At 72.8% G+C, this 12,804-nt stretch carries 14 protein-coding genes; 11 read left to right on the top strand and 3 right to left on the bottom strand.

Translation table 11 applies throughout. From position 1 onward, the window contains the following. Position 1: 1 nt before the first annotated feature. Complete coding sequence (locus tag KUV85_RS02950; protein ID WP_219961727.1) at positions 2-514, bottom strand: Gmad2 immunoglobulin-like domain-containing protein; 513 nt, start codon at positions 512-514, stop codon at positions 2-4. A 111-nt stretch (positions 515-625) separates the two neighbouring features. Between KUV85_RS02950 and KUV85_RS02955 the strand changes: the two genes are divergently transcribed. The 5 genes from KUV85_RS02955 to KUV85_RS02975 all read left to right on the top strand — a co-directional run bounded on the left by KUV85_RS02955 (position 626) and on the right by KUV85_RS02975 (position 4,815). Further along, a complete protein-coding gene (locus tag KUV85_RS02955) occupies positions 626-976 on the top strand; it encodes a histidine triad nucleotide-binding protein (RefSeq protein ID WP_219961728.1) in 351 nt (116 codons plus the stop codon). A 100-nt stretch (positions 977-1,076) separates the two neighbouring features. Further along, positions 1,077-2,114, top strand: a complete 1,038-nt coding sequence (locus tag KUV85_RS02960) for a PhoH family protein (protein WP_219961729.1) — start codon at positions 1,077-1,079, stop codon at positions 2,112-2,114. Beyond that, entirely contained in the window at positions 2,104-2,580 is a 477-nt protein-coding gene (gene ybeY, locus KUV85_RS02965) for an rRNA maturation RNase YbeY (protein ID WP_219961730.1), read from the top strand. Before KUV85_RS02960 ends, ybeY begins: the two co-directional genes overlap by 11 nt. Beyond that, a complete protein-coding gene (locus KUV85_RS02970; protein WP_237690238.1) occupies positions 2,567-3,871 on the top strand; it encodes a hemolysin family protein in 1,305 nt (434 codons plus the stop codon). The genes ybeY and KUV85_RS02970 overlap by 14 nt, the downstream gene beginning before the upstream one ends. A 59-nt stretch (positions 3,872-3,930) precedes the next feature. Continuing rightward, positions 3,931-4,815 (top strand): alpha/beta fold hydrolase, encoded by an 885-nt coding sequence (locus tag KUV85_RS02975; RefSeq protein ID WP_219961732.1) that lies wholly within the window; start codon positions 3,931-3,933, stop codon positions 4,813-4,815. 3 nt (positions 4,816-4,818) lie between these two features. Here KUV85_RS02975 and KUV85_RS02980 read toward each other — a convergent pair whose 3' ends face one another. Further along, entirely contained in the window at positions 4,819-5,889 is a 1,071-nt protein-coding gene (locus KUV85_RS02980) for a polyprenyl synthetase family protein (RefSeq protein ID WP_219961733.1), read from the bottom strand. A gap of 111 nt (positions 5,890-6,000) precedes the next feature. Here KUV85_RS02980 and metF point away from each other — a divergent pair, with 111 nt between their 5' ends. Beyond that, positions 6,001-6,891: a methylenetetrahydrofolate reductase [NAD(P)H] gene (gene metF / locus KUV85_RS02985; protein WP_219961734.1), complete on the top strand. Its 891-nt coding sequence runs from the start codon at positions 6,001-6,003 to the stop codon at positions 6,889-6,891. Between the two features lie 25 nt (positions 6,892-6,916). On the opposite strand, the gene KUV85_RS02990 is transcribed toward metF, so the two are convergent. Continuing rightward, a complete protein-coding gene (locus tag KUV85_RS02990) occupies positions 6,917-8,794 on the bottom strand; it encodes an AMP-dependent synthetase/ligase (RefSeq protein ID WP_219961735.1) in 1,878 nt (625 codons plus the stop codon). Positions 8,795-8,811: 17 nt separating this feature from the next. On the opposite strand from KUV85_RS02990, the gene KUV85_RS02995 reads away from it, so the two are divergent. The 5 genes from KUV85_RS02995 to KUV85_RS03015 are packed head-to-tail and all read left to right on the top strand — an operon-like array spanning position 8,812 to position 12,798. Further along, positions 8,812-9,267: an SRPBCC family protein gene (locus tag KUV85_RS02995; RefSeq protein WP_219961736.1), complete on the top strand. Its 456-nt coding sequence runs from the start codon at positions 8,812-8,814 to the stop codon at positions 9,265-9,267. A gap of 9 nt (positions 9,268-9,276) precedes the next feature. Further along, positions 9,277-10,506 (top strand): ArsA family ATPase, encoded by a 1,230-nt coding sequence (locus KUV85_RS03000; RefSeq protein ID WP_219961737.1) that lies wholly within the window; start codon positions 9,277-9,279, stop codon positions 10,504-10,506. Further along, positions 10,503-10,925 (top strand): hypothetical protein, encoded by a 423-nt coding sequence (locus KUV85_RS03005; protein WP_219961738.1) that lies wholly within the window; start codon positions 10,503-10,505, stop codon positions 10,923-10,925. The genes KUV85_RS03000 and KUV85_RS03005 overlap by 4 nt, the downstream gene beginning before the upstream one ends. Next, positions 10,922-11,863, top strand: a complete 942-nt coding sequence (locus KUV85_RS03010; RefSeq protein WP_219961739.1) for an ROK family glucokinase — start codon at positions 10,922-10,924, stop codon at positions 11,861-11,863. Before KUV85_RS03005 ends, KUV85_RS03010 begins: the two co-directional genes overlap by 4 nt. Then, positions 11,860-12,798 (top strand): ROK family protein, encoded by a 939-nt coding sequence (locus KUV85_RS03015; RefSeq protein WP_219961740.1) that lies wholly within the window; start codon positions 11,860-11,862, stop codon positions 12,796-12,798. The genes KUV85_RS03010 and KUV85_RS03015 overlap by 4 nt, the downstream gene beginning before the upstream one ends. Positions 12,799-12,804 lie beyond the last annotated feature (6 nt).

The raw sequence follows: 12,804 nt of genomic DNA on the forward strand, positions 1-12,804 counted from the left end.
GTCACTCCACCACGATGGTGGCCCGGACCTCCTCCGCGCCGTTGCCCTCCGCGCCACCGGAGGGGTCGGAGGTCATCGCGACGAAGGTGTAGGTGCCCGCGTCGAGCGAGGAGACGTCGACCTTGGTCCGCCACGGGTACAGCCTGTCCATCCAGCCCTCCGCGGTGGCGAAGCCCTCCAGCACGGTCGCACCGTCGGCGTCGAGCACCTGCCACGGGACGTTCGCCTCGGGGGAGTTGGCGGTGCCGGAGGCGGTGAAGCGGCCCGACACGGTGGCTCCCTCGGCCGGCTTGTCCAGCGTGATGTTGTCGGACTCGCGGACGCCGGAGTCCTCGGTCGGCTGCTCGGTGGCCTCGGTCGTCTCGGTCTCCTCCGGCGTGGCCTCGCTGGTGGGTGAGGACGCCGAGTCCGACGCCGTGGGGTCGGTGGCGGGCTCGTCGTCGCCGCAACCGGTGAGGGTCGCGGCGGCGAGCAGGCCGGTCAGGACGAGGGCGGGGAAGGATGTGCGTCGCATGTCTGCATCATCCTCGCCGGTGCCACACCTCGTCCGCACCTCCCGCGCGTGTCGTGGACCGCGGCCCCGACACCGCCCCGGCGCGGGCCCGACACCGCCTAGGGTGGCCCCATGAGTGCCGCCGACCCCGATTGCCTGTTCTGCAAGATCGTCGCGGGCGAGATCCCGGGTGACACGGTGCGGGAGACCGACCGCGTGCTGGCCTTCCGCGACGTCAACCCGCAGGCGCCGACCCACGTGCTGGTGGTCCCCAAGGCCCACCACGAGAACGCCGCGGCGTCCGCGGCCGCCGACCCGGACGGCTTCGCCGAGCTCTTCACCGTCGCCGCCGCGGTCGCCCGGGACGAGGGCCTGCCGGGCCACCGGGCCGTGTTCAACACCGGGGCCGCCGTCGGCCAGACCGTGTTCCACACCCACCTGCACGTCATCGGCGGGCGCGACCTCGCCTGGCCGCCGGGGTGACCGCGGTGACCGCGACGACAACGCATTGGTGCGGGCTTCGCGCGCGCTCTAGCATGGGGGGACTGCACTCCCGTCCCCGAAAGGCAGCCCAGCCGGGCTCATGACCGACACCAGCACCAGTTCCACGCCGTCGCGCCACGCCGTGGTGATCCCCAACAGCATCGACATGGTCAGCCTGCTCGGGCCGGGGGACGAACACCTCGGACTCCTCGAGGGCCGGTTCGGCGTCGACGTCCACGTCCGCGGCAACCGGATCACCCTCGAGGGTGACCCGGGGGAGGTCGCCCTCGCCGAGCGCCTGCTCGACGAGCTCGTGGCGATCCTGCGCACCGGGCAGGGCGTCACCGCCGAGACCGTCGAGCGCGTGGTCACCATGCTCCGCGCCGAGACCGAGGAGCGACCGGCCGACGTACTCTCGCTCAACATCCTGTCCAACCGCGGGCGCTCGATCCGGCCGAAGTCGGTCAACCAGAAGCGCTACGTCGACGCGATCGACCACCACACGATCACCTTCGGCATCGGTCCGGCCGGCACCGGCAAGACCTACCTGGCGATGGCCAAGGCGGTCCAGGCCCTGCAGGAGAAGCAGGTCAACCGGATCATCCTGAGCCGGCCCGCGGTCGAGGCCGGTGAGCGGCTCGGCTATCTCCCCGGCACGCTGAGCGAGAAGATCGACCCCTACCTGCGGCCGCTCTACGACGCCCTGCACGACATGCTCGATCCCGAGACGATCCCCAAGCTGCTCGCGGCGGGCACGATCGAGGTCGCGCCGCTGGCCTACCTGCGCGGTCGCTCGCTCAACGACTCCTTCATCGTGCTCGACGAGGCGCAGAACACCACGCCGGAGCAGATGAAGATGTTCCTCACCCGGCTCGGGTTCGGCTCCAAGATCGTCGTGACCGGCGACGTCACCCAGGTCGACCTCCCCTCGGGCACGCGGTCGGGCCTCCGGATCGTCGAGGGGATCCTCAGCGACGTGGAGGACCTCACCTTCATCCGGCTCTCGGCCGGCGACGTCGTCCGGCACAAGCTGGTCGGCCGCATCGTGGCGGCGTACGACGAGCACGACGCCGAGACGGAGGCCGGCCAACTGCGCTCGCGGGGACGTCGGGAGGGAACTCGTCACCGTGACGATTGAGATCCTCGAGGAGTCCGGCACCGGCGTCGACCTCACCGCGTTGGCCCGACTGGCCCGCTTCGTGATCGACGAGATGCGGGTGCACCCCCAGGCCGAGCTGTGCATCAAGGCCGTCGACGAGGACACCATCGCCGAGCTCAACGAGCAGTGGATGGGCAAGCCGGGGCCGACCGACGTGCTGGCCTTCCCGATGGACGAGCTGCGCCCGGGCCAGATCAACCAGGACCCCGACCCCGACGAGCAGCCCGTGCTCGGTGACCTCGTGCTGTGCCCCGTCGTCGCCGAGCGACAGGGCGAGGCCGCCGGTCACGGTCACTGGGCCGAGCTGGAGCTGCTCACCGTCCACGGCATCCTCCACCTGCTGGGCTACGACCACGCCGAGCCCGAGGAGCACCGCGAGATGTTCGGCCTTCAGGACCAGTTGCTCGGCTCCTGGCGTGCCACCACCGACGATGGACAGCGGTGATCTCGGGCTGCTCCTGGGAGCAGCCGTCCTCGTCGTGGCCGCCGGCCTGTTCGTCGCCGCCGATGCGGCCCTGGGCGGGTTCTCGCGCGCACGCGCCGAGGAGCTGACCGAGGACGAGCGTCCGGGTGCGTCCCGGCTGGTCGTGGTGCTGTCCGACCCCGCGCCGTACGTCAACACGGTCATCTTCCTCCGCCTGCTGTGCGAGGTGGGGGCGATCGTGATCGTCGCGCTGTTCGTCGCCGAGTACGTCGCGGGCTGGTGGACCAGCGTGGCCGTCGCCGCCGGCGTGATGCTGGTGGTGTCCTTCGTCATGGTCGGCGTGGCGCCCCGCACCCTGGGCCGCCAGCACGCCGAGACCGTGGCACTGACCTCGGCGTGGCCGGTCTGGCTGCTGACCAAGGTGCTGGGGCCGCTGACCCGGCTGCTGATCGGCATCGGCAACGCGATCACGCCGGGTCGCGGCTTCCGCGAGGGCCCGTTCTCCTCCGAGACCGAGCTGCGGGAGATGGTCGACATGGCCGAGGCGTCCTCGGTGATCGAGGCCGAGGAGCGCCGCATGATCCACTCGGTCTTCGAGCTCGGGGACACCACGGTCCGCGAGGTGATGGTGCCCCGCAACGACGTCGTCTACATCGAGCACACCAAGAACCTGCGCCAGACACTCTCGCTGTTCCTGCGCTCGGGCTTCTCCCGTGTCCCCGTGATCGGCGAGAACCTCGACGACGTCAGGGGCTTCGCCTACCTCAAGGACATCGTGCGGCGTGACTTCGAGGCCCCCGACGTGGAGGTGACCGAGCGGGTGGAGACGATCATGCGCCCGGTGCCCTGGGTGCCCGACTCCAAGTCCGTCGACGGGCTGCTGCGCGAGATGCAGGCGACGCGGCAGCACGTCGCGATCGTGGTCGACGAGTACGGCGGCACGGCGGGCCTGATCACCATCGAGGACCTGCTGGAGGAGATCGTCGGCGAGATCACCGACGAGTTCGACGCCGACGAGATCGACGTGGAGCAGCTGGCCGAGGCGGAGGTGCGGGTCTCCTCGCGCTACCCGATCGACGACCTGGAGGAGATCTTCGGGTTCGCGGTCGACGAGGAGGACGTCGACTCCGTCGGCGGCCTGCTCGCCAAGCACTTGGGCAAGGTGCCGATCCCGGGGGCCTACGTGGAGGCCCACGGCCTGCGCTTCACTGCCGAGGACACGGCGGGGCGGCGCAACAAGATCGGCACGGTGCGGATCCGGCAGCTGGAGGCGGCCGTCGCCGCGGCCGAGGCCCGTCGCGACGACGACTGAGGACGTCGACCGGCCCCGCCGCGTCGCCGGCGGAGACGTCGCGTGGCAGGCTGAGGCCCATGGACGAAGTGCAGCGGATCGCGTTGGACCTCCCCGACGGCCGCGTGCTGGACGTGTGCGTGTCCGGACCCGAGGACGGCGTGCCGTTCGTGTGGCACCACGGCACGCCCGGGTGCTCCTACCAGTCGGCGGCCAAGCGGCGGGCCCTCGCCGGCCGGGGCCTGCGCTACGTGAGCTACTCCCGCGCCGGTGCCGCGGGCTCGACCCGCAACGCCGGACGCAGCGTGGCCGACGTCGCCACTGACGTCGCCGCCATCGCCGACCACCTCGGGGCCGAGCACATCCTCACCGGCGGCGGATCCGGCGGCGGTCCGCACGCCCTCGCGACCGGCGCCGGGCTGCCGGACCGGGTGCTGGCCACGCTCGCGGTCTGCTGCGTCAAGCCCTACGTCGGCCAGTCCGACTTCTTGGCCGGCATGGGGGAGGACAACGTCACCGAGTTCACGCTCGCGCTGGAGGGCGAGGAGGCGCTGATGCCGTTCCTCGAGGCCGACCGCGAGGGCCTGGTCGACGCCGATGCCGAGGGCGTCATCGCCACCCTGGACAGCCTGCTGCCCGACGTGGACCGGGCCGTGCTCACCGACGAGGTCGGGGTCGACGTGATCCGCAACCTGCAGGGCGGGGTCCGTGAGCTGTACGGCTGGCTCGACGACGATCTCGCCTTCACCCGGGACTGGGGCTTCGACCTCGCCGACATCGCGGTGCCGACCTACCTGTGGCAGGGCACCGAGGACAAGATGGTCCCCTTCCACCACGGCGAGTGGCTCGCCGAGCACATCCCCGGCGTCGTGCCTCACCTGCTGGAGGGGGAGGGCCACCTGTCGATCGTCGTGGGTGCCTTCGAGGAGATGGTGGACGAGATCGTCCGCAACGTCCCGCGCTGAGTGCTAGACCGAGCGCTGCGTCGCGGCGGCCGCGAGCTCGCCGAGCACGGCGCGGGCGTGGTCGTCGATCGGGGCCTGCTCGAGTGCTGACCGCGCGTCGTCGGCGAGTTCGGTGATCATCGCCTCGACCCTCGCCTGGGCCCCCGAGCGCTGGATGATGCCGCGCAGCTCCGCGACCTGCTCGGTCCCCAGGTCGGTGCCCAGGGCGGCGTCGAGGCGGCGGGCATCCTCGGCGGGTGCGGCCTCCAGCGCAAGCGCGACGAGGACCGTGCGCTTGCCCTCCACCAGGTCGTCCCCCGCGGGCTTGCCGGTCGTGTCCGGGTCACCGAAGACGCCGAGGAGGTCGTCGCGCAGTTGGAAGGCCTCGCCCACGGGCAGGCCGTACGCCGTGAGGGCCGCCAGCGTCGCGGCGTCCGCGCCGGCGAGGGCAGCACCGATGTGCAGTGGCCGCTCGATGGAGTACTTGGCGGACTTGTAGCGCAGCACCTGCATGGCGGTGTCGACGTCGGCCCGGCCGCGCGCCTGCACCGAGACGTCGAGGAACTGGCCGGCGATCACCTCGGTGCGGCACTGGTCGAACAGGTCCAGTGCGGCACCGACCCGCTGCTCGGGCAGGCCGCACCGTCGCAGCAACTCATCGGACCACGACAGCAGCAGGTCACCGAGCAGGATGGCGGCCGCGGCCCCGTAGTCCTCGGCGTCGCCGGGCAGGCCGTCGCGGGCGTGGGCCGACGCGAACCCGCGATGGGTCGCGGGCCGTCCGCGCCGGGTGTCGGAGTCGTCCATCAGGTCGTCGTGGGCGAGCGCGCTGGCGTGGAGCAGCTCGAGTGCGGCGGCCGCTCGCAGCACGGCCGCCTCGTCCTCCCCACCCGGCTGGACCGCACGGAAGCCCCAGTAGCAGAAGGCGGCGCGGAAGCGCTTGCCGCCCGAGACCACCGCTCGTGCCTCGTCGAGCAGGGCGGCGGCGTCGTCCCCGAGCGGTGAGAGGCGGGTCGCCATCCGGTCCAGGTGGTCGTCGAGCGTGACCTGTACTCGGTCGCGGAATGCGCTGCGGTCCCACCCGTCGCTGCTCATGCCGGCGAGCCTAGATGAGCCGCACGGCGGGGACGCACGCCGCCTCGGTGCGGCCCGCCCGTGACGAGACGCCACCCGGACCGGCGTTCGGTCCGCCCTAGACTCCGCACCATGACTGAGCGTCGTGCACCGTCACTGGGAGAGTTGATCAGTTCCGGGGACCGCTCGTTCTCCTTCGAGTTCTTCCCGCCCAAGGACGCAAAGGGGGAGGAGCAGCTGTGGCGCGCCATCAAGGAGCTGGAGCCCTACCGCCCGACCTTCGTGTCGGTGACCTACGGCGCCGGCGGCACGACGCGCGACACGACGGTGGCGATCACGGGCCGCATCGCCCGTGAGACGTCGCTGATGCCGATGGCCCACCTCACCTGCGTGGGACACACGGTCCCGGAGATCCACCGGGTGCTCGACGAGTTGCGGGCGGCCGGCGTACGCAACGTGCTGGCGCTGCGCGGCGACCCGCCGGGTGGCCCCCACACCGCGTGGGTGCCGACCGAGGGCGGGGTGGACTTCGCGAGCGAGCTGGTGGGCATCGTGCGCGAGGCGGCCGACTTCTGCATCGGCGTCGCCGCGTTCCCCGAGGGCCACGTCGATGCACCGTCGCTGGACGCCGACGTCGAGGTGATGCTGGCCAAGCAGGCCGCCGGTGCGGAGTTCGCCGTCACCGAGATGGTGCTGCGGGCATCGGACTACTTCGGGCTGGTGGAGCGCTGCCGCGCCGCGGGCGTCACGATCCCGATCGTGCCCGGCATCATGCCGATCCTCAGCCTGCGGGGCATGAGCAAGATGGTCGAGCTCTCGGGGCGCCACATGCCCGAGGAGGTGCTGGCGCGCATCGAGCCGCTCGCCGACCAGCCCGAGGAGTTGCGTGCCGAGGGCATCCGGATCTCGACCGAGCTGTGCCGCGACCTCCTCGAGGGCGGGGCGCCGGGGCTGCACTTCTACACGCTCAACCGGTCCAAGGCGACCCTGGAGATCTTCGCCCAGCTGCAGATCACCGTCTGACCCCCCCGCGGCGTGCCGGTCCGCGTCAGCGCTCGTAGAGGTCGGCGATGCGGTCGGCCGACTCCCGCAGTACGACGTTGCGCTTGAGCTTGAGGCTGGGCGTCAGCTGGCCGGTCTCCTCGGTCCAGTCGTGGGGGAGCACGGTGAACTTCCGGATCGACTCCGCCTTCGACACCGCCTGATTGGCGTCGTCGATGGCTTCCTGGACGGCCGCCTGCACGTCCGGGTCGTCGTGGAGGTCTGCGGCGTCCCGGCCGCGCTTGCCGTGCTGTTCGGCCCAGTCCGGCAGTGCCTCGGGGTCGAGCGTCACGAGGGCGGCGATGAACGGCTCGCCGTCGCCCACAACCAGGCACTGGCTCACGAGCGGGTGGGCGCGCACGCGGTCCTCCAGGACCGACGGAGCGACGTTCTTGCCGCCGGCGGTCACGAGGATCTCCTTCTTGCGCCCGGTGATGCGCACGAAGCCCTCGTCGTCGACCTCGCCGACGTCGCCGGTGTGGAACCAGCCCCCCTGCAGGACCTCGTCGGTCGCCGCCTGGTCGCCCCAGTACCCGGCGAAGACCTGCCCACCGGAGAACGCGAGCTCGCCGTCGTCGGTCACCCGGACCGCGGTGCCCGGCAGCGGCCGGCCGACGGTGCCGATCTTGAGGGCGCCGGGGAGGTTCACCGTCAGCGCCGCGGTGGACTCGGTGAGGCCGTAGCCCTCCAGCACCGTCAGGCCGATCCCGCGGTAGAAGTGCGCGAGGCGCTCACCGAGGGGCGCCCCGCCGGAGATGGCGTGGGTGCAGCGGCCCCCCAGCGCCTCCAGCAGCCGTCCGTAGACCAGTCGGGTGAACACGGCGTGCCGCGCACGGACGCGCAGCGGCACCCGGCCCGACTCCAGCGCCCGGGAGTAGGCGATGGCGGTGTCCGCGGCCCGGTCGAACAGTGCGCCGCGGCCGTCCGCGGTCGCTCGCTGGGAGGCGGTGTTGAAGACCTTCTCGAAGACCCGCGGCACCGCGAGCACGAACGTCGGCCGGAACTCCTGCAGCGTCGCGGAGAGCTGCAGGATGTCGGCACTGTGCCCCAGCCGCGTGCGCGACTTCATGGCGCCGACCTGGATGATCCGGGCGAACACGTGCGCGAGGGGGAGGAACAGCAGGGTGGCCGCGTCGTCGGCGCCGAAGAGCTCCTCCAGCTCGTGGACCGCCACGTCGAGCTCGTGGTGGAAGTTCCCGTGGGTGAGCATGCAGCCCTTGGGGCGACCGGTCGTGCCGGAGGTGTAGATCAGCGTGGCCAGGTCGTCGGCACCCACCGCCCGCCTGCGTTGGTCGATGACGTCCTGCGCGGTGTCATGGCCCAGGCGTCCCAGCTCGTCGATCGCGCCGGCGTCCAGGGACCACACGTGGTTCAGGTCGGTGAGGTCGGACCGCACCTCGGCGACCCTCTCGCGGTGCGAGGCGCCCTCGACCACGATCGCCGTGGCACCGGAGTCCGCCAGGATCTGTGCGACCTGCTCGGCCGAGGAGCTCTCGTAGATCGGCACCGTGACCGCACCGACGTGCCACACGGCGTAGTCGACCAGCGTCCACTCGTAGCGCGTGCGCGACAGCAACCCGACCCGGTCGCCGGCTGCGACCCCGGCGGCGACGAGGCCTTTGGCGACCTGCTGCACCTCGGCGAGGAACGCGGCAGCGGTGACGTCGTGCCACGAGCCGTCGGCGTCGCGGCGGCTGAGCACGGCGGCGTCGGGCGCCTCCTCGGCGTTGCGGACGACGTCGTCGGCGAGGTTCCCCTCCTGGGGGGCGTCGACCGTCTGCGGGGTGGCGTACTCGCGCACCGTGGCCTCCTGGGTCGTGCGGGCGGGGCGGGCTGCGATGTGGGCGATGCGACACGTTACCGGCGGGAACGGGGTCCCCGACATCCGGTAGCCTGCGCGACATGGCCGAACAGACGTCCTCGACGATCACGATCGACGCACCCGCGGCGGACGTCATGGCCGTCATCGCGGACTTCCCGGCCTACCCCGAGTGGGCCAAGGGAGTGACGGTCGCCGACGTGGTCGCGTCCTACGACGACGGTGACCCCGCGGCTCGCGGACGTGCCGAGCGGGTGTTCTTCGCCCTCGACGTCTCCCCGATCAAGGACGAGTACACGCTTGCCTACACCTGGCACGGCGACCACCGGGTCGAGTGGACCCTGGTCGAGGGCAAGATGCTGCGCGAGCTCGACGGTGCCTACGTCCTGGAGGAGTCCGGCGGTCGCACCCAGGTGACCTACCGGCTGGCGCTGGACGTCTCCATCCCGCTGATCGGCATGCTCAAGCGCAAGGGCGAGAAGATCCTCATCGACACCGCGCTGAAGGGGCTGAAGAAGCGCGTCGAGAGCCGCGGCTGACCCGACCTCGTGACGGACTGGTCGGGCGTGCGCATCCTGTTGTTCACCGGCAAGGGCGGGGTCGGCAAGTCGACCGTCGCCGCCGGGACGGCTGCCCTCGGCGCAGCCCGTGGGCTCCGCACGCTGGTGCTCTCCACCGACGCCGCCCACTCCCTCGCCGACGCCTACGACGTACCCGAGGCGACGCGGTCCGCCGACCCCGTCGCTCTGGCGCCGCGCCTCCACGTGCAGCAGGTCGACGCGCAGCTGCGGTTCGAGCAGTCCTGGGCCGAGGTGCAGCGCTACCTGCTCTCCGTCCTCGACGCGGCCGGCATGGACCCGGTGGCGGCCGAGGAGATGACCGTCATCCCCGGCGCCGAGGAGGTGCTGGCGCTGCTGGAGCTGCGGCGCCACGCGCGTTCGGGGGAGTGGGACCTGATCGTCATCGACTGCGCCCCGACCGGTGAGACGCTGCGGCTGCTCGCGCTGCCCGAGGCGCTGGGGTGGTACATGGAGCGGTTGCTGCCCATCCAGCGCCGGCTCGTCAAGGCGCTGCGCCCGGTGCTCACCCGCAGTGCCGGGGTACCGATGCCGACCGACACCGTGTTCGACGCCATCACCCGGCTCCACGACGAGCTCGACCAGGTCCACCGGCTGCTCGCGGGGCCCGAGGCCAGCATCCGTCTCGTGCTGACGCCCGAGCAGTTGGTGCTGGCCGAGGCGCGACGCGCCCACACCAGCCTGAGCCTGTTCGGCTATCGCGTCGACGGGGTCGTCGCCAACCGCGTCTTCCCCGACGAGGGTGCCGACGAGTGGCGCCAGCAGTGGGTCGCCGCGCAGGCCGCCGTGCTGGCCGAGGTCGCCGAGTCCTTCGCCGGACTCCCGCAGTGGCTGGCCGACTACCGGCCGGCCGAACCGCGCGGCCTGACGGCGCTGACCGAGCTGGCCGACCGCCTCTACGACGAGGCCGATCCGTTCGCGGCGCCCGTGGGCGAGGGTCCGTTCGGCGTCGAGGTCGCCGAGGACGGGGGAGCCACGCTGCGGCTCGCGCTGCCCTTCGTCCGCACCAGTGAGGTCGACCTGGCGCGCAACGGCGACGAGCTGGTCGTCACCGTCGGATCCTCCCGCCGGCTGCTGACACTGCCGGCAGCACTGGCGCGGATGCAGGTCGCGGGTGGTCGTGTGGTCGAGGGCGAGCTCCGCGTACGCTTCGCATCGCCCGACGTTTCCCAGCCCCGTGCCGCGGGAGGTGCACCATGACCGAAGGTCCGAACGGGCCGTCCGGTGACGGTCACGACCCCGACGTCGGCAGCCTGGGCGAGGAGGCCGCCAAGCTCTTCGGTGCGCTCGCCGACGCAGCCCGCCAGCACGGCGGCGACGTCGGCGAGGGACTCGGCGGGTTCGCGGGGCACGCCGCGCACCTCGCGCACGAGGTCAACGACCACCTCGCCACCGACGCCGCGGAGTGTCGCTACTGCCCGGTGTGTCGAGTCGTCCACGTGGTGCGCGAGACCTCCCCGGAGGTCCGCGCCCACCTCACGACCGCCGCCACCTCGCTGCTGCACGCCGCCTCCGAACTGCTGGCCACGCTGCCCCCCAGCGAGGAGGAGCAGGGGGCCCGGCGTGGCCCGGACGTGGAGCACATCGACCTCGACGACGGACCGGACGACGGGTCGTGACCGCGACCTGCGGCATCGACATCGGCGGCACCAAGATCGCCGGGGGCGTCGTCGACGACGACGGGGTGCTCCTCGCCGAGGGCCGCACGACCTCGCCGGCCACCGACGGTGCCGCCCTGCAGCGCGCGGTGGCCGACCTCGTCGCTGACCTCGGACGGGACCACGACCTCGCCGCCCTCGGCGTCGGTGCCGCCGGCTACGTCGCCGCCGACCGGTCCACCGTCCTGTTCGCCCCCAACATCGCGTGGCGCGACGCCCCACTGGGAGCGGACCTCGCCCGGCTCACCGGCCTGCGGGTGGTCGTGGAGAACGACGCGAACGCCGCGGCCTGGGGCGAGTTCGTGCACGGCGCCGGCCGGGACGTCCAGCACCAGCTGATGGTGACCGTCGGCACCGGTGTCGGCGGCGGCATCATCGCCGGCGGCCAGCTGCTCCGGGGCGGCTTCGGGGTCGCCGCCGAGATCGGGCACCTGCGCCTGGTGCCCGACGGGGAGCGGTGTGGGTGCGGCAAGCGCGGTTGCCTCGAGGCCTACGCCAGCGGCACCGCGCTGGTGCGGCGTGCGCGCGCCGCCGTCGCCGCGGGCGACCCGGCCACCGCAGGCGTGCTCGACCGCGCCGGTGGCGACCCCGCGTCAGTCACCGGACCGCTGCTGACCGCCGCGGCCCGCGACGGTGACCGGTTCGCCGTCGACCAGTTCACCCTCCTCGGGCGCTGGCTCGGCCTGGGCCTCGCGTCCCTGGCCTCGGTGCTGGACCCCGAGGTGATCGTGGTCGGTGGAGGCGTCGGCGCGGCCGGTGACCTGCTGCTGGCTCCGGCACGCGAGGCATTCGGCGAGCACCTCACGGGCCGCCACCACCGTCCCGAGGCCGAGATCCGCACCGCCGAGCTCGGCGGGAGCGCCGGCATCATCGGCGCCGCCGACCTCGCGCGGGCGTGACGCACGTGCCCGCGCCCGGTCCGGTCCTGGGCGTCGACATCGGCGGCACCAAGGTGCTGGCGGTCGAGCTCGGTCCCGAGGCAGGCGTCGTCGCAGCCACCCACGTGCCGATGCCGGGCCGCGACGCCTCGGAGCGGGAGGTCGAGGACGCGCTCACCGCGGCGGTCACCCGGCTCGCCGCTGGTCGTGAGGTGGCGGCGGTGGGGGTTGCCGCGGCCGGCCTCGTCGACGCCGAACGCGAGCGGCTGCGGTTCGCCGCGCACCTCCCGTGGCGCGACGCGCCGGTACGCCGCCGCCTCGCCGACCGGTGGGGCACCTCGGTCGTGCTCGACAACGACGCCAACTGCGCGGCGTACGCCGAGTCCGCGGCGGGGGCCGCGCGGGGAGCCGGGTCGGCCCTGATGATCACCCTGGGCACCGGCATCGGCGGCGCGATCCTGCTGGACGGCGCCCTGGTCCGGGGAGCGAACGGCATGGCCGGGGAGTTCGGGCACGTGCAGGTCGTGCCCGACGGGCTGCCGTGCGAGTGCGGGCTGCGCGGCTGCTGGGAGCAGTACTGCAGCGGTCGCGCGCTCGAGCGGGTGATGCGCGTCGCGGTCGGCTCCCACCTGGACGGTCCGGAGATCTCGGCCCGGGCCCGGGCGGGTGACCACGTCGCCCGCGGCGCGTTCGACGCCATCGGCACCTGGCTGGGTGTGGGCATCGCGGGGCTCGCCTCGAGCTTCGACCCGGCGCTGGTGGTCGTCGGGGGAGGCGTGTCGGCCGGTGGTGACCTCCTGCTGGAGCCGGCCCGTGCGGCGCTGGCGGACTCGCTGCAGGCCGCCGACCGCCGCACGGTGCCCCCGGTGGTCCCGGCCGCGTTCGGAGCCGAGGCCGGAGCCCTGGGAGCCGCGTTGCTGGCCGCGTCGGGACGCCGGGCGGGTCCGGTGGCGTGAGGCCGT

It is taken from the genome of Nocardioides panacisoli, assembly GCF_019448235.1.
In the GTDB taxonomy this organism is placed as follows: domain Bacteria; phylum Actinomycetota; class Actinomycetes; order Propionibacteriales; family Nocardioidaceae; genus Nocardioides; species Nocardioides panacisoli_A.